Below are 21,177 nucleotides of genomic sequence, written 5' to 3'. Positions count from 1 at the left end.
GGCACGTTCCGCAGGAGAGGGCCTATTCAGCCAGGCCCGTTTCGATCGAGTTGGTTGGCTTCTTCGTCGATGTCGGTGAGGTCGTTGTAGTAGTGGCGGACCGCGGCCGGGAGGGTGCCGATGTGGGTGCCGATGGACCACTCGCAGCTGTCATCGGTGTGCCAGCGCAGCGCGGCGAACACCTCGGGGGGTGGGGTGCCGACGCGCATGTGCGCCGAGATTGTCTGGTCGGCGGTGCGCAACAGCAGGCTGATGGGCAACTGTGGGTGGGCGGCGACGGCCCGGGTGAAGGCGCGAAGCTCGTCGAGGCAGCCGGGATCGAGCCGGCGGTCAGGCAGCCGCTCGAGCTGGGCGACGACCCTTCCGAGGCAGTCCAGGTTGCGATGGATCGCGCCCACCATCCGCAAGGTGTCGGCTGGGGCGAGCAGCAGCTGGGCCCCGGCGCTGTCCCTGTCGTCGAGGGCAGCGAGGAGGAGCTGTAGGTGACCGCGGAGTTCCTTGCAGGCGCTCCTGGCCTGTTCCAGCCAGTACAGGACAACCCAGTCGGAGAGTTGGTCGGACCACTCGCCCATGCCTCACAAACCTCGTCGAACAGAAGGGAGGGTCAGCTCGTTGCGGGCCTGCTGTTCTTGGTTTTGGCGTTCAACCGCTCGATCTGCGCTTGCAGGCGGCGGATCTCTGCTTGGAGTTCGAGGACCCGCTTGATCCCGGCGATGTTGATCCCGGTGTGGGTCAAGGCGGCGATCTCCTGGAGCTTTTCGACGTCGCGGCTGCTGTAGAGACGGGTCCTCCCGACGCTGCGCTCGGGATGGACGAGACCTTCCCGCTCGTAGATCCGCAAGGTCTGGGGGTGCAGCCCGCACAGTCGGGCGGCCACCGAGATGGCAAAGACCCCGCGATGCGCGTCGGGCCAGTCCATCACCCCCACCGCCACGGTCGAACCAGGGCGTCGACGATTCGGGGAAAATCGACATCGACATTGCCCGTTCGACCCGGAGGGGCGCCGTCCGCATCCGGGGGCGCAGCGATGTGAACCGGGGGCGTCAACGAGCCGAGCCCGAAGGGTGAGTCGCCGCCCGGCCGTGGGAATCTGCCTGGCCGCCCTCCGTCGCCGCTGCTGAAATCCTGATGCATATCTCAGTCATTTCTTTTAGATTTATTGTGCTCGAGCCAGGATAACATCTGGCTTTCAAGCTTCAACGTGGATTCGATGTGGCGGGAAGGAGGACCCCAGCATGCTGATGCGACGCGACCTGGTCCGTGACCTCGATCGGCTGACCTACCGGAACCGGACCGAGTTCCCCGCTGCCGGCCGACCATCCCGCCCGCGAGGGTCGACAACCAGACTGACAGGGGTGCCCTAGAGGCCACCTCGCCATCCTCCTGGCGGCTGGACCATGACCAGCGCAACGGCCGCCCGATGGGCGGCCCCGGCGGGTGGTCGTGGGCACCCCGCCGGGAGGATGGCCTCCTGCCCCGTTCGGGGTTGGCGTCTCTCGCTGCCCGGCCCCGACCCCGCCGCCCCTCTTCTTGTTCGGTCTGTCCCGGAGAATTTTCATGCGTATCGCCGTCATCGCCCCGCCGTGGCTGCCCGTCCCCCCGACCGGCTACGGCGGCACCGAAGTGGTCCTCGACACGCTCTGTCGGGGGCTGGCGGCCGCTGACCACGACGTGTTGCTCTATGCCACTGGCGATAGCACCTGCCCGGTGGAGCTGGCCTGGACGTTTCCGGAGCATCTCGGGACCGTGGCCATCAGCCCGGCCGCCGAGCTGGCCCACGTGATGGACGCCTACGACACCGCCCTCGGCTGGGGCGCCGAGGTCATCCACGATCACACCATCACCGGCCCGGTGTGGGCCGGCGTCCACGGCCGCTGCCCGGTCGTGACCACCAACCACGGACCGTTCAGCGGCGACCTGGCGGCGGTCTATCGTCGGATCGGTCCCCATCTGCCGATCATCGCCATCTCCCACCACCAGGCCTCGACCGCCGGTGCGATCCCCATCTACGCCGTCATCCACCACGGCGTCGACCTCACCGGCGTGGAGCCCGGCACCGGGACGGGCGGCTACGCCGCCTTCTTGGGCCGGATGACCCCCGACAAAGGCGTGGACCGAGCCATCCGGATCGCACGGAGGGCCGGGGTGGCGCTGCGGATCGCGGCCAAGATGCGCGAACCCGCCGAACAGGCTTACTTCGACGCCACCGTCCGCCCCCTGCTCGGCGGCGATGTCGAATACCTCGGCGAGCTCAGAGGCGACGACAAGCACCGCCTCCTGGCCGACGCTACCTGCCTCCTCAACCCCATCGCCTGGCCCGAGCCCTTCGGCATGGTCATGATCGAAGCGCTGGCCCGGGGAACCCCCGTCGTCGCCACCCCCTACGGGGCCGCCCCTGAGATCATCGGCGACGGTGTCACCGGCTGGCTCCGTCGCGACGATGACCAACTCGCCCGAGCGGTGCTGACCGCCGCCAGCCTCGACCGCACCGCCTGCCGGGCCGCCGCCCAGACGCGCTTTTCCATGGAACGCATGGTCACCGACCACACCTCGATCTATGCCGCCCTGGCAGCCACCACCCGGGCCCACGACGCTGAACTCGTCAGTGTCCTCGACGGCGACGCGCCCCCCGATCGGGCTGAGTTGGTCAATATCAGCCCGACCGACACCGCTTTGTGAGTCATGTGTGACCCCCGGCCGGTCGTGGTGGCCACCTGGGAAGGCGGAACGACCTGGGTCGTCAATCTGCAACGAGGAATGGCCCGCACCCGCCTCGCCATCTTCGACGGTTACGCCTCCAGTCGTCGGGCCGCCGCCTACAAGCGGCGGGTCGAATCGGTCCTCGACGGCGTCGATCCTGCTGAGGAGCGACCAGCCCCTCCGCCAGCTCATTTGGCTCGCTGAGGCCTCCTGAATGGCTACCAGTTCAGCGACCGATGGACCACAGAACCGACCACCGCTCCGGCGATGGCTCGGTGTGCTGATCAGCGCCGGAGCGGTCCTTTCCGGCTGCCGGTCCACGGCAACGCACGTGGCGACCACCACCAAGCCCACTGGGTCGACGACCACCGCCCGCTTCCCCGACGAGTTCGTCGTCGGAGACCACGTCCCCCTCGGTGACGCCGGCGGCAGCGTCACCGTCCAGGCGACCGAAACCGGCATTGACCCCGGCCGGCTCTTTGCACCGCCCCGAGGTCGGCAGTATTTCGCCGCCAAGGTCAAAGGGTGCGCCGGCTCGACCGAACACGACATCACCTTCGAAGCGGACTACTTCTCCATCCGCCTGGCCGACCACACCGTCTACCCCGGCGCCGAAGGAGTGAAAAAACCTGCCCTGCCCGGCGGAACCATTCCGCCCGGCGGCTGCCTCGATGGGTGGATCACCTTCACTATCCCCACCGGCCAGCCGCCGCTCGCCATCATCTACGACGGCTCCCTCCCAGTGACATGGACCCTGACACGGCCGTAGTCCGCCCAGAACTTCCAATCTGGCGGCTCCGGCCGCCTTCCACCACGGCCACCGCCGCCGCCTCCCCTCGATGGTTCGCCGACCCCGGAAGGGCAACACGATGACCGTCCCCTCTGACCGCAACGAGGACCGCCGCCAAGGCGATCCCGATCACCCACACCAGGCTGGGGGCCACCACCAGCGGCGGCCCCCAGCCGACGAGCTGCTCCGACGCTCCGACGAGTTCCTCGACACCATCGATGAGGTGTTGGACCACCCCAACACGATCGACTCCTACCGGCAACCCCCGGGAAACTGAGCGAGGTCACCGATGAAGCTCTGGCACCTCTCCGAGCCGCGGCCGGCTTGGCCCTCGTCGAGTCGGGTCGATCCCAACCGCCGGTCGATCCCGAGCAGGCCCGACACTTTCACGCCGCGATCACGGCGGCCATCCCCCACTGGCCAAGTTGGCTCCCGAGACTCTGGCCCATTGGCGGTCCCGCACCGAAATGGGCCTGGGGGTGGCCCTCCTGGCCCCACCCATTCCTGCCCGGCTGGTGGGCGCCGCCTTGGGTCTCTTCGCCGCCGGGATGGTCTGGACGTCCTGGCACGCCCCTCGGACCACCTCAGACGGCCAGTCCCTCGCCGGCGACGACCCGGCCGCTGCCAGCCCTCTGGTCCTGCTGGCCGCCATCGGCGCCGCCTTGGCCCTCGACCCTGGGCGCCGGCATCGCGCCGGGTGACGGACGCCGGGTCGGGGTGGGGGGATTCCCCGACCCGGCGCCCCGTGGGGCCGTGGGCCGGTCGATGGCGGGCAAGGGGGAGGACCCGCCCGGCAAGGCCCCAGCGGACACGTTCCCGATATTTTTACAACGATATCAAGCAGGCTATTACGTCTAGGTTCCGTGGTGGTGAATCGGATCGTTCCATGGCCTGACACTTCGATATCCACCGCGGCGGTGGCGGCCGGAAATCGTTGTGGCACAAGACCTTCTGCGGACCACTCGCCGCTGCTGACCCTACACGATATGTGAGTGTTGCGCCGGTTTTCGGCCCAGTTGATTGGGTCATCTGCTGCGCCATGATGTCATCAAATATCAGAAGAGCAATTCCGGCGATGGTGACGATCGCTGATTTCCATCCGACAGGGAGCCCCGGCCTCCTCCGCCGCCCTTGCGCAGGAGAGCTGCTATCGGCTTGGCTTCCACGGCCATGAGGGCCCTCGATTGGCGGGCGGCGGCCCGGTGCGTGGGGAAGACAGAACTGTTCTTCGGCCCGGTCAACGAACGGGCCGAAGCCCGACGAAGGCGCGAGGACCAGGCCCGCCAGCTCTGCGGCCACTGCCCCGTGACCCGGCCCTGCCGGGAGTGGGCCCGCCACCACGGTGAATACGGGATCTGGGGCGGGGAAACCGACGAGGACCGAGCCGCCGGCCAGCTCCCTGCCCGCCCAACCCCGTCGGTATCTGAGCCAGCCATTGTTTAACCGACCCGACCGTCGCTCCCAGATCCCGGCCGCGGAGGAACGCCGGTCCAATCCCTGGCCCCTGTCGACGTACAGGGTCCAGCTCCAGCCGGCGTTCGGGTTCGACGACGTCGCCGCCATCGCCCCCTACCTGGCCCGGCTCGGGGTCACCCACCTCTACGCCTCCCCCTACCTGCAGGCGGCGCCGGGCTCGACCCACGGCTACGACGTGATCGACCACAGCCGGGTGAACGCCGAGCTGGGCGGCGAGGCGGGCCACGAGCGGATGTGCGCCGCCCTCGGCGGCGCCGGCCTCGGCCAGGTGCTCGACATCGTCCCCAACCACATGGCCATCGTCGGCGGGAACCGCTGGTGGTGGGACGTGCTGGAGAACGGCCCGTCGTCGCAGTACGCCTCGTACTTCGACGTCGACTGGGACCCGCCCGAGGCCAAGCTGCGCAACACGGTGCTGATGCCGATCCTGGGCGACCACTACGGCCGGGTGCTCGAGGCGGGCCAGCTAGAGCTACGCCGGGACGGCGGCGGCTTCACCGTCCATTATTACGACCACGTCCTGCCGGTGGCGCCCCGCTCGCTCGACGAGCTGCTCGCCGCCGCCGCCCGGCGCTGCCGGTCGATGGAGCTGGAGAGCCTGGGGACGTTCTTCGGGCGGCTGCCGCCGTCGTGGGCGACGGACCGGGCCAGCCTCCGGGAGCGCCACCGCGACAAGGAGTTCCTCCGGGAGGTCCTCGCCCGCCTGCTCCGCGAGCATCCCGACGTGGCCGCCGCCGTCGACGCCGAGGTGGCGGCGGTCAACGCCGACCCCGACCGGCTCGACACCCTGCTCGAACGGCAGAACTACCGGCTCGCCCTGTGGCGCACGGCCGGCCGGGAGCTCGACTACCGGCGCTTCTTCGACATCCACACCCTGGCCGCCCTGCGCGTGGAGGACGAGGCGGTCTTCCTCGACACCCACGAGCTGCTCATGCAATGGCTCGACCGCGGCGTCGTCGACGGGCTGCGCATCGACCACCCCGACGGGCTGCGCGACCCCGAGGGCTACCTCCACCGGCTGGAACGGGAGGCGAAGCCCGGGACCTGGGTCGTGGTGGAGAAGATCCTGCAGCCCGGCGAGGATCTGCCGGAGTCCTGGCCGGTGGCCGGCACGACCGGCTACGACTTCGCCAACCGGGTGGGCGGGCTGTTCGTCGACCCAGCCGGGGAATCGCCGCTCAACGACGCCTACGTCGCCTTCACCGCCCAGCCGGTGGACTACGAGGAGGTCGTCTACGAGAAGAAGCACCTCGTCATGCGGGACGTGCTCTCGTCGGAGATCAACCGGCTGACGAACCTCGCCGTCAAGGTGTGCGAGAACAACCGCCGCTACCGCGACTACACCCGCCACGACCTGCACGAGACGCTGCGGGAGCTGATCGCCGCCTTCCCCGTCTACCGCACCTACGTCGTCCCCGGCGTGGCCGGCCCGTCCCCGGCCTGACGCCGCCCACGTCGAGGAGGCGGCCAAGGCCGCCCGGGGCCGCCGGCCCGACCTCGACGGCGAGCTGTTCGACTTCCTCGTCGACATCCTCCTCGGGCGGTGCCGGGGGGCGGTGGAGGACGAGCTCGTGGTCCGGTTCCAGCAGGTGACGGGACCGGTCATGGCCAAGGGCGTGGAGGACACCACCTTCTACACCTTCAACCGAATGACGGCCCTCAACGAGGTCGGCGGCAACCCGGGCCGGTTCGGGGTGAGCCCCGACCGGTTCCACGCCGGCAACGCCGCCGCCGCCCGCCGCTGGCCCGGAACGCTGCTGGCGACGTCGACCCACGACACCAAGCGCTCCGAGGACACCCGGGCCCGCATCGCCCTGCTGTCGGAGATCCCGTCCGAGTTCGCCGAGGCCGTGGCCCGCTGGTCCCGGCTGGCCCGGCCGCACCGCACCGAGCCGACGCTCCCCGACCGCAACGCCGAATGGCTCCTCTACCAGACGCTCATCGGCGCCTGGCCGCTGTCGACCGAGCGGGCGGTGGCCTACATGGAGAAGGCCTCCAAGGAGGCCAAGGAGCACACCAGCTGGGTCAACCCCGAGCCGGCCTACGACGACGCGCTGCGCCGGTTCGTCGAAGGCGTCCTCGGCGACGCCGCCTTCCTCGAGGCGCTGGAGGCCTTCGTGGCGCCGCTGGTGGCGCCGGGCCGGATCAACTCACTGGCCCAGACGCTGCTCAAGCTGACGTCGCCCGGGGTGCCCGACATCTACCAGGGCGGCGAGCTGTGGGACCACTCCCTCGTGGATCCCGACAACCGGCGGCCGGTCGACTGGGCCCGGCGGGCGGCGCTCCTGGCCGAGGCCGAGGAGTGCTCCCCGGCCGAGGCCTGGTCGGCCCGCGCCGACAGCGGCCTGCCCAAGCTGCTGCTCACCACCCGGGCCCTGCACCTGCGCCGCCGCCGACGAGACTGCTTCTGCAAGGGCGCGGCCTACGAGCCGCTGGCGGCCACCGGCCCGAAGGCGGCCCACGCCGTGGCCTACGTCCGGGGCGGCGACGTCGTGGCCGTCGCCCCCCGCCTGGTCCTCGGCCTCGCCGGCGACTGGGAGGGCACGACGCTGGCGCTGCCCGAGAGCACCTTCGCCGACGTCCTCGACGGCGGCGGGCGGACGTTCTCCGGCCCGGTCGCCCTGGCCGACCTCCTCGCCCCGTTCCCCGTCGCCCTCCTCGAGCGTGCCCCCTGACGTTCCCGGGTACGCAACCGGCGTTCGGTGAAGGAGGTCCCGTGACGATCTTTTCGGTGTGGGCGCCCAAGGCCGCCGAACGCGTCGAGCTCGTGCTGACGGAGGACGGGCGGCACGTCCCCATGACGCTCGGGCCGGGCGGGTGGTGGCGGGTCGACGTGCCCGAGGCGGGGCCGGGGACCGACTACCAGTACTCGATCGACGGCGGGCCGCCCCTCCCCGACCCCCGCTCCGCCTTCCAGCCCGGGGGCGTGCACGGCCCGTCCCGGGTCGTAGACCACGGCGCCTACGAGTGGACCGACGGCCACTGGCGGGGGGCCGCCCCGCTGTCCGGCGCCCTCGTCTACGAGGCCCACGTCGGCACCTTCACCCCCGAGGGCACGTTCGAGGCCGCCATCACCCGCCTCCCCCACCTGGTCGACCTCGGCGTCACCCACCTGGAGCTGCTGCCGGTGGTCGAATTCCCCGGCGAGCGGGGCTGGGGCTACGACGGCGTGGACCTCTTCGCCCCCCACCACGCCTACGGCGGCCCCAACGGCCTCAAGCGCCTCGTCGACGCCTGCCACAACGCCGGGATCGGCGTGATCATCGACGTCGTCTACAACCACCTCGGGCCGGACGGGAACTACCTCCGCGCCTACGGGCCGTACTTCACCGACCGCTACAACACCCCCTGGGGCCAGGCGGTCAACTACGACGACGCCGGAAGCGACGAGGTGCGGGACTTCGTCTGCGACAACGCCTGCTGGTGGCTGGAGCACTACCACGCTGACGGGCTCCGCCTCGACGCCGTCCACGCCATCTTCGACACGTCGGCCGTCCACATCCTCGAGGAGATGGCCCGCCGGGTGGCGACGCTCGAAGCCCGGCTCGGCCGGCGGAAGTTCCTCATCGCCGAGAGCGACCTGAACGACCCGAAGCTCGTGCGGGCGTCCGAGGCGGGGGGCTACGGCCTCGACGCCGCCTGGAGCGACGACTTCCACCACGCCCTGCACTCCGCCCTGACCGGCGAGACCGCCGGCTACTACGAGGACTTCGGCGGCCTCGCCCCGCTCGGCCGGGCGCTGGAGCGGGGCTACGTCTACGCCGGCGACCACTCCCCCCACCGGGGCCGCCGGCACGGCCGCCCGCTGACCGGCGTTCCCGCCGGCCGGCTGCTCGGCTACCTGCAGAACCACGACCAGGTCGGCAACCGGGCGGCCGGCGAGCGGTCGTCGGCGCTGATGGGCACCGGCCGGCTCCACGTCGCCGCCGCCCTGGTGCTGTGCGCGCCGTTCGTCCCGATGCTCTTCGCCGGCGAGGAGTGGGGGGCGACCACGCCGTTCCAGTACTTCACCGACCACGTCGACACCGAGCTCGGCCGCCTCGTGAGCGAAGGCCGGCGCCGGGAGTTCGCCGCCTTCGGCTGGAACCCGGAGGACGTGCCCGACCCCCAGGACCGGGCGACCTTCGAGCGCTCCGTCCTCGACTGGGCCGAGCTCGACAAGGAGCCCCACGCCCACCTACTGGCTTGGCACAAGGAGCTGATCGCCCTCCGCCGCCGCCTCCCGGCCCTCTCCGACGGCAGCTTCGACGCCGTCTCGACCGCCTGGGACGAGGACGCCGGCTGGTTCCGGCTCAGCCGCGGCCCGGTGACGGTGGCCGTGAACCTGGCCGGCGAGGCCCGGGCCGTGCCCGTCCCGGCCGAGGCCACGACCGTCCTGGCCCGCTCCAACGCCGCCACCACCCTGGCCGACGGCGCGCTGACGCTGCCCCCCGACTCGGTGGCGATCGTGGGGCCGCCCGGCTGACGAGTTCTTGGGAACGCCGGTCAACGTGTCCAAGCCGATAGCTTCAAGCCAAACAGAACCTCGTCGGCGCCAAGGGAGGTGGGCAGGACCATGGAGGCGCAAATCGGAGACCGGATCGTCATCGAAAGGGCAAAGATCGGCCAGCCCCGCCGCCAAGGGGAGGTACGCGACGTCATCAGAAACGGTTCTGTGACTTACTACCGGGTTCGCTGGCAAGACGGCCAGGAAACCGTCTTCTTCCCCGGCCCGGACGCTCGCCTCGAGCCCGCAGCACAACCCGACGCCAAAACCGTCACCGGCCCCAAACAACCCGGCCGACCCCGCCGCTCCCCTGGCCAGATGGCCAAGCCGTCAACAACGCTCAGCGCGGCTACGAAGTTCGAAGTCCGACACAGCGACAACGATCAATACCGCTGGGTGCTGCTCAGCCAGGGACGGATCCTGGCCACCAGCGAGCCGTACACCCGCAAGACATCCTGCCTCAAGGCCATCGAATCATTCCGCAACGCCGCCCTCACCGCCTCGATCGGGAAAGCGGCCGGCCCGGTGGTGACGGCGAAGACCCGAGGGTCGAAGACGCGCTCCACCCAGGTGTCCTGACGCTCTCGGGCAGCTGACGATCTGCTTCCTGCGCCTCATCAGGGTGGTGGCGCCTGTCACGTGATGATCGGCCGGTAGACCACGATCCAGGTCCCAGCCGGGATGGTCGTGTCGTCGGGGGCCAGGCAGGGTTCGCTGAGCTGCATCGGCGGAGAATGGTCGCGTCCCAGCCCGTTCGAAGAATGCCCACGCTTCGCCCCGGTCGAGAGTTCGGCGACACGGCGCAGAGGATGAGCGGGAGGGGGCTGCTGCTCCGGCTACATCGCCCCATCCTCGCGGGGTCGCAGTCCCAGCGATACGGGGGTCAGGAGGCTCGGAGTTCGACGACGAGTTCGACGCCGAGGGCGTGGGCGACGCGGTCGAGGGTGTCGAGTTTGGGGGAGCCGCCCCCCGCTTCGAGCCGGGCGATGGCTGATTGGCTGGTTCCGACCCGGGCGGCGAGTTCGGCTTGAGTGATGTCGGCGGCTTCTCGGAGCTGTCGGACGCGCCGACCGAGTTCGATTTCCCGGCCGGCCTGGTCGTAGGCGGCGCGGGCTTCGGGGGACTGGAGCCGGGCGGCTTTGATCGCCTGCCAGGATTGGTGGCCGCTCATCGGTTCAGTCCTCCTCGGTGGTGTGGCCTTCGGCTTTGCAGCGGTCCATCTCCCGTCCGACCCGCCGGATCTCGCTGTCTTCTCGGCGGCCTTGCTTGCGGAACACGGTGAGCAGCACGAGCCGCTGGCCGGCGATGTTGAAGTAGCTGATGCGGGGGGTGACGTCGCGGAGTTCGAAGCGGAGTTCTCGCAGGGCGCCCCGGAGCTGGCGGGTGTAGGGCTCTTTGAGGGCCAGGCCTTCGGCTTCCAGCAGGTCGATGTAGCGGGCGGCCCGGCCGAAGTCCTTGTCGGGGAGCGACAAGAGCCAGTCGCTGACCTCGGGATGGAGCTCGATCTCCCACCCCACGTTTATATCACCCACGAGATAAACGAGGGCGGGGCCGTCGTCGTCATCGCTCGCCCACGAGATAAACGAGGGCGTCGAAGGCGGCCTTGGGGGTGGGGTGCCCTTCGGTGCGCCAGCGGGCGGCGAAGTCGTCGCCGGTGGTGGTCGGCGCTGTAGCTGCTGTGCCCCCAGGTGTGGCCAAGCCATTCCCGTTCCTCGGCGACCAGCCCGACCAGCGCGCCGTCCTGGTCGACGACCTGCCAGCGGGCCCACCCAAGATCTTCACCCCCGGGGTGTCGGCGTCGACCTGACGGACCATCTGGTACTCGCTCACCCTGTCTCCCTTCCCGCCCCTTCATCCTGCCCGCCAGCTGTGACTTGTTCTTGCCCCTTCCGGGCGGCGACACCTTGGTGTGTCGCTGGCTTGACCGCTTCGCTGCTCCGGGGCGGACGAGAGTCAAGGGACAGTCGGAGGCTGAGCGAGAACCGCAGCGCAGCGGAGACCCGCAGCAACCCTTGACGCCGTGGAGACCCGGTGCCACCCAACCGCCGCCGCCATGCGATCAGGGAGCTTCAGGTTGCCTTCTCCGGCCCCCCCGTCCTCTCGGTCGGCGGAATCCTCTCAGGCGGCCGCCAGGAGCGCCTCGGGCGGATACGGGCGGACCCGGACCCGCCCGGCAGCCCCGACCCCTTCGGCGGCGGTGGTGACGATGCCGGCGGCGGCCGGGACGGCGAAGTAGATCACGTCGTCGTAGCGGCCGAGCAGACCCCGCAGGATCTCCTGAACCCGGCCTTTGCTCTTGCGGGTCAGTTCGACCTCGACCGCGGTCCGCCACACCCGCCCGGTCTGGTCAGTGGAGGTGATCACGCCATCGGGGAGGTGGTCACGGCGACCCCCGGCCGGGTGGTCGAGGCCTTCCCGGAGCTCCCGTTCGCTGACCCACCCGAAGCCGGAATCTTTGGCTTCGGCATAAGCCCGGACGATAGCCACGGCGTGGCGGTGGGCCACGGTGGCGAAGGTCGGGGCGCTGGCCCGCCAGGCCAGCCCGGCGGCGGCCATCCCGTCAGTGGTGAGCCACACCGTGGCCGGGGTGTTGGCCACGAACTGGCCGCTGGCGACCAGCCCGGCCGTCCGCCAGGCGGCGATGCGCCGCTGGGCCACCCAGGGCACCACCCGCCCCGCCGCCCGGGCGGCCTCGTCGTCGGAGTGGCGGGCCATCAGCACCGCCAGCAGGTCACCCCGGCAGCAGTACTGCTCGCCGATCCAGCGCAACAGGGTCAGGTCCCGCCCGGTCAGCTGCAACCCCACCCGGCGCCGCCCGCCCGCCGCCCGGCCTTGGGGAGCCCCGCCCGCCACCACTGAAGTCATGGCTTGTCACACCTCCACGAAACCCGTTTTGGTCGTCCTGGAGCACGGAGACCACCACCTCGGTTGTCCAACGCAAGCTGGGAGGGGGTGGTCTCCGTGCGGAAGGACGACCCCCACCAGCATGAACGCCCGGTGTGACAAGCCATGACGCCCCCAACCAACCTGCAGGCGGGCGGAGGCCCCCACCACCGCCGCCGCCACCACCCCAACCACCAGGACAAACCGGACACGACCCCTTGCAAGCAGCCGGCCTGACCCGATCATCCCGAGGGCAACCGCAGCGACCGCAGGGAGCGGAGGGCGCCAGCCCAACCGCAGGGAGCGCAGCGACCGAAGGGCGGGAGCGCCGTTGCCGGCGCAGCCGGCCAGGACTACGCCGGCTCTCTCGGCCCTCGCGTGCGCGCGACCTACAGGATTAGTTTCTACAGGAAAGAACTACAGGGCCTCGCGAAAAAGGTCAGTTGACCAGGGAGAACAGAACAAGGGGTGCGACCTTTTCAGCGCACGGGTGCGACCTTTTCAGCATCAGCGCACGACCTAAAGTGCGACCTTTTCAGCGCACGGGTGCGACCTTTTCAGCATCAGCGCACGACCTAAAGTGCGACCTTTTCAGCGCGAACAATCGTTCGATCCGCCCGAGGAAATGACATGTATGTGATTCTTAAGGGGTGGAGGACGACACCCTCCCAGAGTCGCCTGCCCCTGTACCGCTGAGCGAGAGGCTCGAAGGCATCCGCCAGCTGGCGCTTCTGCGCGGTGAGGGGCAGACGCACGAGCCCGTGACGCCGCCGTCGTCGATCGTCGAGGAGCTGTTCGCACCTCCCGGCGAGGGCGCCACGGTCGACAAGATCGCCTACGCCCCCAGCCTCTTCGCTCAGCTCGCCCTCCCCTACCGGGACCCTGGTGACCTTCCCCGCTGGCACCGCACGAACGGGGCCATGACCCTGGTGGTCAACCCCGGCGTGGTCGTCGGCGCCGACGGCCAGCTCCACAGCCGCTACCCCTTCGGTGTCATCCCCCGCCTGGTCCTGATCTGGATCGCAACCGAGGTGACCCTCCCGCCCCACCCCCGGGAGCTGTACCTGGGCGCTTCGCTGGCGGAATTCGTCACGCGCCTTGGGCTCTTGCCCCGCCATGGCGGGCCTCGAAGCGACCGGGTCCGGGTCGTCGACCAGGTCCACCGCCTCCTGTCCGCATCCATGGTCGTCACGGACCGCCGAGCCGGCCAGGAGCACGCTTTTCGGAAGCCGAATGGCGACCTCGGAAAGGGCCGACCGTCTCAGCACACCCGGGCTGAGACGTTCACCTTCGCCCGGGCCTACGAGCTGTGGGAAGCCCACGACGACCGGCGGGTCTGGGAAGGCGCGCTCTACCTGTCCGAGGAGTTCTACGACTCCCTCCGCCGGGGCGCCTTTCCAGTGTCGTCCGTGGCCATCGCGGAGCTGCGGCTTCGGACCCGCTCCCCTCTCGCTCTGGACATTTACATGTGGCTCGCCCACCGCTTACACCGGGTCGACAGGCCAACTGTCGTCCCGTGGGCGGAACTCGCCGTTCAGTTCGGCGGCACCTTCGCTCGAGTCCGGGATTTCAAGGCCCAGTTCCTTGCCGAGCTGGCCCATGTGCTCGTGGTCTACCCCAAAGCCAAGGTGGCTCCGGAGAAGGGAGGGCTGCGCCTGTCCCGCTCTCCTGCTCCCGTGCCGCCACGTTCCCGCCGGGGCCAGTGACCGAGGAGGTTTACCGTCGACCGTTTACGGTGGACCGTTTACCGTCACCTTGGAGGTAGGCGCGCAGGGCGTCGGTGACCACCCGGCTTTTGCTGCGGCCTGAGCGTTCGGCCTCGGCGGCGATGGCCTCTTGCAGATCGATGGGCAGGTGGTAGGTCGCCCTGCGGTGCAGTTCCTCCCAACTCGGCTTCTGTTGGGCCTCGGCGGGTGCCGGGTGAAGAGGGGTGGCAGCTGGGTCTGGCTGGTTGCCGTAGATGGCCTCTCGTCCGAGGGAGCGGCGGAGGTCAGGGCGTGAGGGCACCGTTGACCTCCATCGCGAGGTGGGCAAAGGCGGCGGCCACCTCGGAGGACGGGGCGTACTGGGACACCGGCCGGCCGGCGGCGGCAGCGTCACGGACGACGACCCGACGAGGGATCTCGGTGAGGACGACGGCGCCGTGCTCCTCCTGGAGGATCTCGAGCGCGTCCGCCTCGTGTCGGGTTCGGTGCTCGACGGCGTTCGGCACGATCCCGATGAGTTCCACGCCGGCTCGGCTAGCTGCTTCCATCACCGTCGGCAGGGCCCGGATCCCGAGGAAGTCCGGAGGGCAAACCACCAGGACACGATTGGCAGCGATGAGGGCCAGGTACGGAAGCACACCGAGGCCGGGCGGGGTGTCGATCACCGCCACGTCGTAGGGCCCGGCCTCGTCAGCGAGACGGTCCCGCAGAGCCGTTTGCCAGCCGGCCCGGCGAGGTAACTCGACCTCGCCGCCGGCCAGGTCGAGATCGGCGGCCAAGACGTCCAGGCCATCAATTCCGCTCGGGCGGGCTGCCTCTCCGAGCGATGCTCGCCCGGTGAGGACCTCGTACACCGTCGGCTTCGCCGGCACGAGCCCGAGCGACGCACCTGCCGCCCCTTGGGGGTCGACATCGACGAGAAGCACCCGGCGGCCGGCGGCCACCAGCGCCCCGGCCAGGTTGACCGCCACGGTCGTCTTGCCGGCGCCGCCCTTGTGACCTGCTACCGCGATGCGCTCCACAAACCGTTGACGGTAAACCCTCTGCCGGCGCAAGTGGTGGATGCCGTTTGCCCTGCTCTCCGCCAGGGAAACCGTTTACGGTCCACTGTTGACCGCAGACCGTAAACGAAGGGGCCGGCCGCCTGGGCGGCCGGCCCCGTGCACCGGGGGACTGCTTAGGCGGCGGCCTCGGCCTTTTTGCGGTCGAGGAACTGAACTGACTCTCCGACCACTTCGAGACGGAAGCGGCGCTCGCCGTCGGTGGTGGTCCACTCCGAGGAGCGGAGCCGCCCGCTGACCGACACGAGTCGGCCCTTGGTGAGGTGCTCGCCGACGACCTGGGCGGTGCGGTCGAAGACGACGACAGGGATGAAGTCGGCCTCCTCGCTGCCGATGCGGTCGACGGCGAGACGGAAGCGGGCGGTTTCGTGACGCTCCCCGGCCCGGGTGTCCGGGTCAGCGGTGAGCCGGCCGATCAGCTGGCAGCAGTTCATGGGTTCCTCCTTGGGAAGGGTGCGGTTGACGGTCCCGGGTCACGCCCCGGGGAAGCAGGGAAGGGGCAAGGCGACGGCAGAGGCCGAGCGAGGACACGGAGCCCTGGCGGAGGCCCGCAGCGACCCTTGCCCGCCCCGGCCCGGGGGCGAAGCTGCGGGGATGGCAACAGCCACGACCAAAGAAGGCACCCCGTGGGGGCAGGGGGTTCCTACGGTGTCCGGCTTCCTTCGATGCTCAGAACTGCTGGGCCGCCGGTGAGGGACCGGGCGGTGTCTCGACGGGGGCAGGTTCGGGTAGCGGTGGATGTTCCTCGACGACAGGTGATGCCGGAGCAGGGAGGGGCAGCGCCACCGTCGGTGCGTTGGTGCGGGCGACGGCGATCTTGGCGGCGTGGCCGCCGTGGACGATCCAGGCGACACCGGGCGGGAGGGAGCGGAGGTCGTTGGGGTCGATGCGGTAGGCGTCTTGCATGCGGAGGCTGCCGGCGCCGGTGGCGGCGGGGCCGTCGAGCTGGTGGGACCGTTCGGGCCGTTTTACGGTGCCGGCTCGGGTGACGATGGGGTCGGGGTTGGCGATGCGGTGGGCGATGATCGTGGCTGCCGCGGCGAGCAGGCGGTCGGCTTCTCGGGCGTCGTCGTGGAGGCCTTCGGGGGATTGGGCGGCGATGACGATGCCGGCGCCGAAGCTGCGGAGCCGTTCGACGAGGGCGGCGGCGTTGGGGAGGCGTAGGGCGGAGAACTCGTCCACCAGCAGGAGGGCCCGCCGGTCGGGGGGTTTGCGGGCGGCGGCGTAGTGGGCGAAGTCCTCGACGAGGTAGCGGGCGAGGCGGGGGGCGTCGTCGCCCAGGGCGACGCCGTCGAGGAGCAGATAGCTGGCGCGGGTGTCTTCGTAGGCCCAGGCGCCGTCAAGACTGCCGGCTGCGGCAGCAGCGAACGCCCGGTAGCGGGCCAGGGTGCCCCGCCGTACGGCCGGGTCGAGGCCGTCGAGGTTGGCGGCGGCGATGGCGGCGAGCAGGGCGGGGAGGGAGCGGGGCGGCCCTCCTGGGGCGTCGACCAGGTGGGCGAGGAGGTCGCGGGCGCCGTCGGCGTAGTAGGGCTCGGTGTAGTCGACGATCCGGGCGAGCCGGTTGCGCAGCGCGGCGGGGTCGCCTCGCCATCCGTCGTACGCCTCGGCGGGGAACAGGCGGGGCGTCACCTCGTAGATCTGGCAGAGGCCGGCGAAGCGGGCGGCGGTGGCCGGGTCGCCTTTGGCGTCGAGGACATGCACGTCCCATCCCCGGGCGAGGCCCAGTTCGGCCAGGCGCAGCAGCGTCTCGGTCTTGCCGGCCCCGGGCACGCCGAGCAGCGCGGTACCGAGTCCCAGGACGCGGTCGGGGATGGTGGCCCACGGGCCGGTGTGCCAGTCGTGGAGGTCGCCTTGCACCCATGCCCCGAGCACGGGCTGTGCCGTGCGGCCGGCGGTGAGCGGGGCGGTGCCGGCCGTCGTGCGGGCCCGTGCTTCGACGTGGACGGCGTGACGCTGCCGGCGCCGTTGAGCGAGCGGCGAGAGTTCGTGGGCAGGGGTCGAGCCGATGTGTTCGAGGACCAGGCCGGCGCCGAGGAGGGCGGCCCCGGTGGAGAGGGGGAGCTCGTGGACGAGCCAGGTCGTCCAGCGGGCGGCGGTCAGGTCGGCGAGGGCCGGGCTGCCGGGGGTGTTGGCGAACAGTTCCCGCAGCCCGAGGGCATGCCAGACGAACGCGGCGGCCGGGTCGCTGGTGAGGGCCCAGCCGGCACCGACGACGGCGAGGGTGATGGCCAGTCCGGGGAGGGCGAGGGCCCCCCAGCGCCATCCCCGCCGAGTGGCCAGCTGGTAGACGGTCAGCCCCACGACCACGGCGGGCAGCGCCAGCACCAGCCCCAGCGCGACGACGACGGCATAGACGCAGGCGGTGGCCAGGACGTCGCTGGGGGCCTGGCTGGGCGCATGCATCCCGTTGCTGGCCATGGGGAGCGGCCGTCCCCACCCTGGGGTCATGGGTGGCCGAGCGCCGTGACTGCGGGGGTCGAGCCGGGGATCGAAGCGGGGATCGGCGACCATCGTGGTTGCGTCTTTCGGGGCTCAGGCGGTGGCCGGCCGGGTGTCCGTGCGGTACTGACCGTCTGTGCGGGGGGCGGGTGGGTAGCGGCGGGTCTGGATGGTGGCGGCGGCCAGGATGGGGGTGAGGTCGTCGAGGCGGTAGCGGCGGTGGCCGCCGTCGGTGGTGGCGGCGGTGGGGATGCGGCCTTCGTCGGTCCAGCGGTTGATGGTTTTGCGGCCGACGCCGAAGAGGGCGGCGACCTGGCTGGCGGTGAGGAGCAACTCGTCCGGACTGGAAGGCATGGTCATGGGCGGTGCTCCTTTTCAGGCGGCGGCGTCGACCGGGTCGGCGGCGCTGGACATGCGGGCGTCGGTGTCGACGACGTGGCGTTCCCAGCTGCCGGCCAGGCGGTGCTCGACGAGGAAGGACCGGCCGCCGACTTTCCACAGCGCTTGGCCGCGGGGGAGGGCGGGGAGCATGGCCGCTTCGGTGTCGGTCAGGCCGAGTAGCTCCCGGCACCGTTCGACCTCGCTGGGGGGCTGGGCGTAGATGATGCGGGTTTCGGCGTCGGCCAGGAGCCCTTCGACGAGACGGACCTGGTAGGAGCCGGCCGCCCCGGCCGCGCCGAGATCACTCAGCCGGTGCATGACGAGGATGTTCTGCACGCCCAGGGAGCGGGAGAGCTTGAAGGACTGTTGCATCCAGGCGGCGATGGCCACGTCGCTGAACATGCGCCAGGCCTCGTCCATGACCACCACCCGGCGGGTGGCGGTGTCGGCGGCCAGGGCGGCTTGGAGCCAGGCGGCGACACAGGTCATGACCACCGGCAGGGCGGGGGAGTGGTAGACGCCGGACAGGTCGACCACCACCAGCGGGGCGTGGAAATCGACCGCAGCTGACGTCGGTCCGTCGAACATGCCGGCCAGCGCCCCTTCGCAGAGGCGGCGGAGTTCGAGGGCGACGTCCCGGGCCGAGGCGGCCAGCGCAGCCGGGGTGGTGTGGACCACCGCCGCGGTGGCGGGGTCGGGGTTGAACAGCGCCTCGACCACCGCCGGCAGGGTGGCTTCGGGCCGGGTCTGGCGGGCGGCGTCGAGGGCCAGCTCCAAGGCGGTGCGCTCTTCCGGGCGCAGCGGCCGGCGCAGGGCCGTCGAGGCGAGGGCCTCGACGAGCTCGGCCTGTTCTCTCGAGGTGGAGCGGGGGTCGAGGGGGTTGAGGCGGATCGTCCCGCCCGGCTCCAGCCGCAGCGGGGTAACCCCCAAAGCGGCGGCGAGAGGGCCGTATTCGCCTTTGACGTCGAACGCTACCCCTTGGCGGCCGTGGAGGACCTGGCGGGCCAGCAACGTCTTCACACAGGCGGACTTGCCGCGGCCGATCTGGCCCACGACCAGGGCGTTGGTGCCGGTGATGACCTTGGCCTGGTAGAGCTGCCAGGGGTCGTAACAGAACGACGAGCCATAGAGGTCCCGGCCGATGTAGACCTGGCTGCAGGGCAGGCCCCCTTCGGCCACGAACGGGTAGGCGGCCTGGAGGTGGGCGGTGGTGGCCCGGTGGGCGGCCGGCGGGGCCGGCGCTCCCCACCCCTCCGGCCGCTGCAGGAAGTTCAGGTTCATCGGTGCACCTGGTTCGTGAGGCGGGCGGTGAAACGGACAGCGCCGCTGGTCACCGCGGCCGAGATCAAAAGCAGGACGAGGTTCTTGACGGCCGGGCCCATCGAAGGCGTGGGTTCGGCCAACGCCCGCAACGGAGCGGCGCCCAGGTTGACCGCCGCGCTCACCGCCACCGCGGCGCCAACCACGGCGATCACCCAGGCCGTCACCACCAGCAGCACCGATGGCCGGTCCCCGCGGTTCACCGCAACCCTCGACACAGCGGGAGGGTCCAGGCGAACGCCTGGGCCTGCTGGCCTCGCAGGCGGGTGAGCTGGAGGCCGGTCTTGGTGGCGTGGTGCTCGACATCGCCGCAGGCGTCCTCCAGCCCGTCCGGGTCGGGGGCGGAGACGGTGATGTAGCCGGAGAAGCGGTACTCCCCATGGCCGTCGGCCAGTTCCTCTTCCCGCTCCGCCGTCCCTTCGGCTTGGCGGCGACGCCGCGCCGAGGAGAGGAAGCCGAGGCGGTGGCGGAGCTCGTCGTCGGCGATGTCGTGGGTGCGGGCCGCTTCCACCTGGCGGATGGCCACCGACGGCGCCAGCGGCTCGCCGACCACGCTGACGGTGCGGGCCGCGGCGGTACCGAGCAGGAACTTCGACAAGAACCACGGCGGCACCGGGATACGGGGCCATTCCTCGACCCAGTAGGTGGCATGCAGGCAGCCGTCGGCCTGGTAACCACCCCACGACTCCGTCGCCGCGGCCGGCCAAGCGGCATTGGGATGCACCCCGCCCCGGTCCGGATCGACCGCCGCCCGGGCCGACAGGACCGGCCGGGTGGTGGGGTCGAAGCCCACCCGGATGGTCTGGGCCAGCGCCCGAGGTGAGAGCGCGCCGACCACGGGGACGTCGGCGGCCGCCAGCCCGTCGGCCAGGGTGGCCACCTCCCGGCGCAGCACGGCCAGGGCGCCGGGGTCGCCACCCCCGGCCGCTTTGACCAGCCGAGGGCAGCGGCGGGCGTCGACCTGGATGGCCACCAACGTCTCATGCGCCTGAGTGACCGGCCCCGCCGCCTCGACCAGCTCCAGATACGACGCAGCCAGCGGGTGCGTCTCCGGCAGCACCATGGCCGCCCGAGCGGCCCGCACAAGCTCGGCCCCGTCGGCCGGAGCGGTGCGCTCCACCCACTGGATCCGCGCCACCGGAGAACCCTCCCGGGCCAGGCCGGCCAGCACCCCGCCCCAGCCGGCCAGGCGCCGGGCCTGCTCGTCCCGGTCACACAACGCGAACGCCTGCGGCCGCACGGCCAACACGGCCGTGTAGGCCACGGCGTCGCGCACCACCCCCATCGGCTCACCGGCCGGGCCGGTGGTCTCCACCATCCGCAGCCCGCTCAGCGTGCCCGGCAGGCGGGAGGGGCGGACCGGACCGCCGTCCCCGTCGAGGACGTGGCCGAGCGAAGGCGCGTCGTTGCGCCACACGTGCCCGCCGGTCAGCTTCCGGACCAAAAACGTCACCCACACGGGCGCCCACTGCTCGACCGTCTGACCGCCCAGCCGCTTGAACGCCAAACCGACGGCCGCCGCGAGTTCGGTCAGCGCCCACCAGCCGGCGTAGGGGACCCCCACCGCCATGGTGGCCACCGCGGTCACCCCGGCGGTGAACAGGAGGGCGATCTGGCCTTTGCGCAGCCCGGCCAAAAGCCCGCGCCGCTCCAGCGGCCCGAACCGGTAGGTCGGCCCGTCAGTTCGTGTCGTTGCCACGCTGGTCTCCGTTCCCGTCGTCGAACCGTCCCGGCGGTGCCGCAGGCGGCGGCGCCCCACCTGATGGGCTCCGGCTTGCCGGCCGTGACCCGTTCCCGTTGCCGTTGCTGCCGTTGGTGTCGGGGCCGTGGCCGAGGTGGGGGAGCCCCTCGGCGCCGTTGCGGGTCCGGCGGCCGGCGGCCGGTCCGGGGCCGGCCGCACCGCGCCCCGCCGACGGCGCGGCGGCGCACATCAGC

21 protein-coding genes and 1 pseudogene are annotated in these 21,177 nt (G+C 71.1%); 9 read left to right on the top strand and 13 right to left on the bottom strand.

Going from position 1 to position 21,177, the window contains the following annotated elements; all coding sequences use genetic code 11:
- Nucleotides 1-26 precede the first annotated feature (26 nt).
- Both AB1673_14600 and AB1673_14595 read right to left on the bottom strand, forming a co-directional pair.
- Nucleotides 27-572, bottom strand: a complete 546-nt coding sequence (locus tag AB1673_14600) for a hypothetical protein (protein ID MEW6155194.1) — start codon at nucleotides 570-572, stop codon at nucleotides 27-29.
- Nucleotides 573-604: 32 nt separating this feature from the next.
- Nucleotides 605-934, bottom strand: coding sequence for a helix-turn-helix transcriptional regulator (locus tag AB1673_14595; protein ID MEW6155193.1), 330 nt, complete (start codon nucleotides 932-934; stop codon nucleotides 605-607).
- Nucleotides 935-1,557: 623 nt separating this feature from the next.
- On the opposite strand from AB1673_14595, the gene AB1673_14590 reads away from it, so the two are divergent.
- The 8 genes and pseudogenes from AB1673_14590 (at nucleotide 1,558) to AB1673_14555 (ending at nucleotide 10,031) form a co-directional block, all read left to right on the top strand.
- The gene (locus AB1673_14590) at nucleotides 1,558-2,679 is read left to right on the top strand and encodes a glycosyltransferase family 4 protein (GenBank protein MEW6155192.1); all 1,122 of its coding nucleotides are present in this window, start codon (nucleotides 1,558-1,560) and stop codon (nucleotides 2,677-2,679) included.
- 298 nt (nucleotides 2,680-2,977) lie between these two features.
- Nucleotides 2,978-3,469: a hypothetical protein gene (locus AB1673_14585; GenBank protein ID MEW6155191.1), complete on the top strand. Its 492-nt coding sequence runs from the start codon at nucleotides 2,978-2,980 to the stop codon at nucleotides 3,467-3,469.
- Between the two features lie 100 nt (nucleotides 3,470-3,569).
- Nucleotides 3,570-3,767: a hypothetical protein gene (locus AB1673_14580; protein ID MEW6155190.1), complete on the top strand. Its 198-nt coding sequence runs from the start codon at nucleotides 3,570-3,572 to the stop codon at nucleotides 3,765-3,767.
- 148 nt (nucleotides 3,768-3,915) lie between these two features.
- Nucleotides 3,916-4,191, top strand: coding sequence for a hypothetical protein (locus AB1673_14575; protein MEW6155189.1), 276 nt, complete (start codon nucleotides 3,916-3,918; stop codon nucleotides 4,189-4,191).
- 469 nt (nucleotides 4,192-4,660) lie between these two features.
- On the top strand, nucleotides 4,661-4,933 hold the full coding sequence (locus AB1673_14570; protein MEW6155188.1) for a WhiB family transcriptional regulator: 273 nt from the start codon (nucleotides 4,661-4,663) through the stop codon (nucleotides 4,931-4,933).
- 61 nt (nucleotides 4,934-4,994) lie between these two features.
- Nucleotides 4,995-7,641 (top strand): annotated as a pseudogene (treY, locus tag AB1673_14565) (malto-oligosyltrehalose synthase).
- A gap of 41 nt (nucleotides 7,642-7,682) precedes the next feature.
- Nucleotides 7,683-9,431 carry a malto-oligosyltrehalose trehalohydrolase gene (treZ, locus tag AB1673_14560; GenBank protein ID MEW6155187.1) on the top strand — a complete coding sequence of 583 codons (1,749 nt, stop codon included), beginning with the start codon at nucleotides 7,683-7,685 and terminating at the stop codon, nucleotides 9,429-9,431.
- Between the two features lie 90 nt (nucleotides 9,432-9,521).
- Nucleotides 9,522-10,031 (top strand): DUF1918 domain-containing protein, encoded by a 510-nt coding sequence (locus AB1673_14555; protein ID MEW6155186.1) that lies wholly within the window; start codon nucleotides 9,522-9,524, stop codon nucleotides 10,029-10,031.
- 304 nt (nucleotides 10,032-10,335) lie between these two features.
- On the opposite strand, the gene AB1673_14550 is transcribed toward AB1673_14555, so the two are convergent.
- The 4 genes from AB1673_14550 to AB1673_14535 form a co-directional block, all read right to left on the bottom strand.
- Nucleotides 10,336-10,623, bottom strand: coding sequence for a helix-turn-helix transcriptional regulator (locus AB1673_14550; protein MEW6155185.1), 288 nt, complete (start codon nucleotides 10,621-10,623; stop codon nucleotides 10,336-10,338).
- A gap of 4 nt (nucleotides 10,624-10,627) precedes the next feature.
- Nucleotides 10,628-10,984, bottom strand: a complete 357-nt coding sequence (locus AB1673_14545) for a type II toxin-antitoxin system RelE/ParE family toxin (protein ID MEW6155184.1) — start codon at nucleotides 10,982-10,984, stop codon at nucleotides 10,628-10,630.
- A gap of 28 nt (nucleotides 10,985-11,012) precedes the next feature.
- The gene (locus tag AB1673_14540) at nucleotides 11,013-11,282 is read right to left on the bottom strand and encodes a hypothetical protein (protein MEW6155183.1); all 270 of its coding nucleotides are present in this window, start codon (nucleotides 11,280-11,282) and stop codon (nucleotides 11,013-11,015) included.
- Between the two features lie 288 nt (nucleotides 11,283-11,570).
- Nucleotides 11,571-12,317, bottom strand: coding sequence for a hypothetical protein (locus AB1673_14535; protein MEW6155182.1), 747 nt, complete (start codon nucleotides 12,315-12,317; stop codon nucleotides 11,571-11,573).
- Nucleotides 12,318-13,096: 779 nt separating this feature from the next.
- Between AB1673_14535 and AB1673_14530 the strand changes: the two genes are divergently transcribed.
- Nucleotides 13,097-14,041, top strand: a complete 945-nt coding sequence (locus AB1673_14530; GenBank protein MEW6155181.1) for a replication protein RepA — start codon at nucleotides 13,097-13,099, stop codon at nucleotides 14,039-14,041.
- 284 nt (nucleotides 14,042-14,325) lie between these two features.
- Here AB1673_14530 and AB1673_14525 read toward each other — a convergent pair whose 3' ends face one another.
- The 7 genes from AB1673_14525 to AB1673_14495 form a co-directional block, all read right to left on the bottom strand.
- Entirely contained in the window at nucleotides 14,326-15,063 is a 738-nt protein-coding gene (locus AB1673_14525) for a ParA family protein (protein MEW6155180.1), read from the bottom strand.
- Nucleotides 15,064-15,218: 155 nt separating this feature from the next.
- Nucleotides 15,219-15,536: a single-stranded DNA-binding protein gene (locus AB1673_14520; GenBank protein MEW6155179.1), complete on the bottom strand. Its 318-nt coding sequence runs from the start codon at nucleotides 15,534-15,536 to the stop codon at nucleotides 15,219-15,221.
- A gap of 235 nt (nucleotides 15,537-15,771) precedes the next feature.
- Nucleotides 15,772-17,520, bottom strand: a complete 1,749-nt coding sequence (locus tag AB1673_14515; protein MEW6155178.1) for a hypothetical protein — start codon at nucleotides 17,518-17,520, stop codon at nucleotides 15,772-15,774.
- Nucleotides 17,521-17,634: 114 nt separating this feature from the next.
- Entirely contained in the window at nucleotides 17,635-17,901 is a 267-nt protein-coding gene (locus tag AB1673_14510; protein ID MEW6155177.1) for a helix-turn-helix domain-containing protein, read from the bottom strand.
- A gap of 15 nt (nucleotides 17,902-17,916) precedes the next feature.
- Nucleotides 17,917-19,203 (bottom strand): DUF87 domain-containing protein, encoded by a 1,287-nt coding sequence (locus AB1673_14505; protein MEW6155176.1) that lies wholly within the window; start codon nucleotides 19,201-19,203, stop codon nucleotides 17,917-17,919.
- Complete coding sequence (locus AB1673_14500) at nucleotides 19,200-19,421, bottom strand: hypothetical protein (protein MEW6155175.1); 222 nt, start codon at nucleotides 19,419-19,421, stop codon at nucleotides 19,200-19,202. Before AB1673_14500 ends, AB1673_14505 begins: the two co-directional genes overlap by 4 nt.
- A gap of 20 nt (nucleotides 19,422-19,441) precedes the next feature.
- On the bottom strand, nucleotides 19,442-20,941 hold the full coding sequence (locus AB1673_14495) for an SCO6880 family protein (protein ID MEW6155174.1): 1,500 nt from the start codon (nucleotides 20,939-20,941) through the stop codon (nucleotides 19,442-19,444).
- Between the last annotated feature and the right edge of the window lie 236 nt (nucleotides 20,942-21,177).

The sequence above is a fragment of the Actinomycetota bacterium genome (assembly GCA_040754375.1).
GTDB lineage: Bacteria > Actinomycetota > Acidimicrobiia > Acidimicrobiales > AC-14 > JBFMCT01.
This window is presented reverse-complemented; position numbering and strand designations above follow the sequence as displayed.

Bases quoted from the DNA above. Each gene is read 5' to 3' on its own strand.
- AB1673_14590 (MEW6155192.1), top strand. From the start codon at position 1,558: ATGCGTATCGCCGTCATCGCCCCGCCGTGGCTGCCCGTCCCCCCGACC.
- AB1673_14550 (MEW6155185.1), bottom strand. From the start codon at position 10,623: ATGAGCGGCCACCAATCCTGGCAGGCGATCAAAGCCGCCCGGCTCCAG.
- AB1673_14580 (MEW6155190.1), top strand. From the start codon at position 3,570: ATGACCGTCCCCTCTGACCGCAACGAGGACCGCCGCCAAGGCGATCCC.
- AB1673_14535 (MEW6155182.1), bottom strand. From the start codon at position 12,317: ATGACTTCAGTGGTGGCGGGCGGGGCTCCCCAAGGCCGGGCGGCGGGC.
- AB1673_14570 (MEW6155188.1), top strand. From the start codon at position 4,661: ATGAGGGCCCTCGATTGGCGGGCGGCGGCCCGGTGCGTGGGGAAGACA.
- AB1673_14600 (MEW6155194.1), bottom strand. From the start codon at position 572: ATGGGCGAGTGGTCCGACCAACTCTCCGACTGGGTTGTCCTGTACTGG.
- AB1673_14555 (MEW6155186.1), top strand. From the start codon at position 9,522: ATGGAGGCGCAAATCGGAGACCGGATCGTCATCGAAAGGGCAAAGATC.
- AB1673_14510 (MEW6155177.1), bottom strand. From the start codon at position 17,901: ATGACCATGCCTTCCAGTCCGGACGAGTTGCTCCTCACCGCCAGCCAG.
- AB1673_14520 (MEW6155179.1), bottom strand. From the start codon at position 15,536: ATGAACTGCTGCCAGCTGATCGGCCGGCTCACCGCTGACCCGGACACC.
- AB1673_14505 (MEW6155176.1), bottom strand. From the start codon at position 19,203: ATGAACCTGAACTTCCTGCAGCGGCCGGAGGGGTGGGGAGCGCCGGCC.
- AB1673_14515 (MEW6155178.1), bottom strand. From the start codon at position 17,520: ATGGCCAGCAACGGGATGCATGCGCCCAGCCAGGCCCCCAGCGACGTC.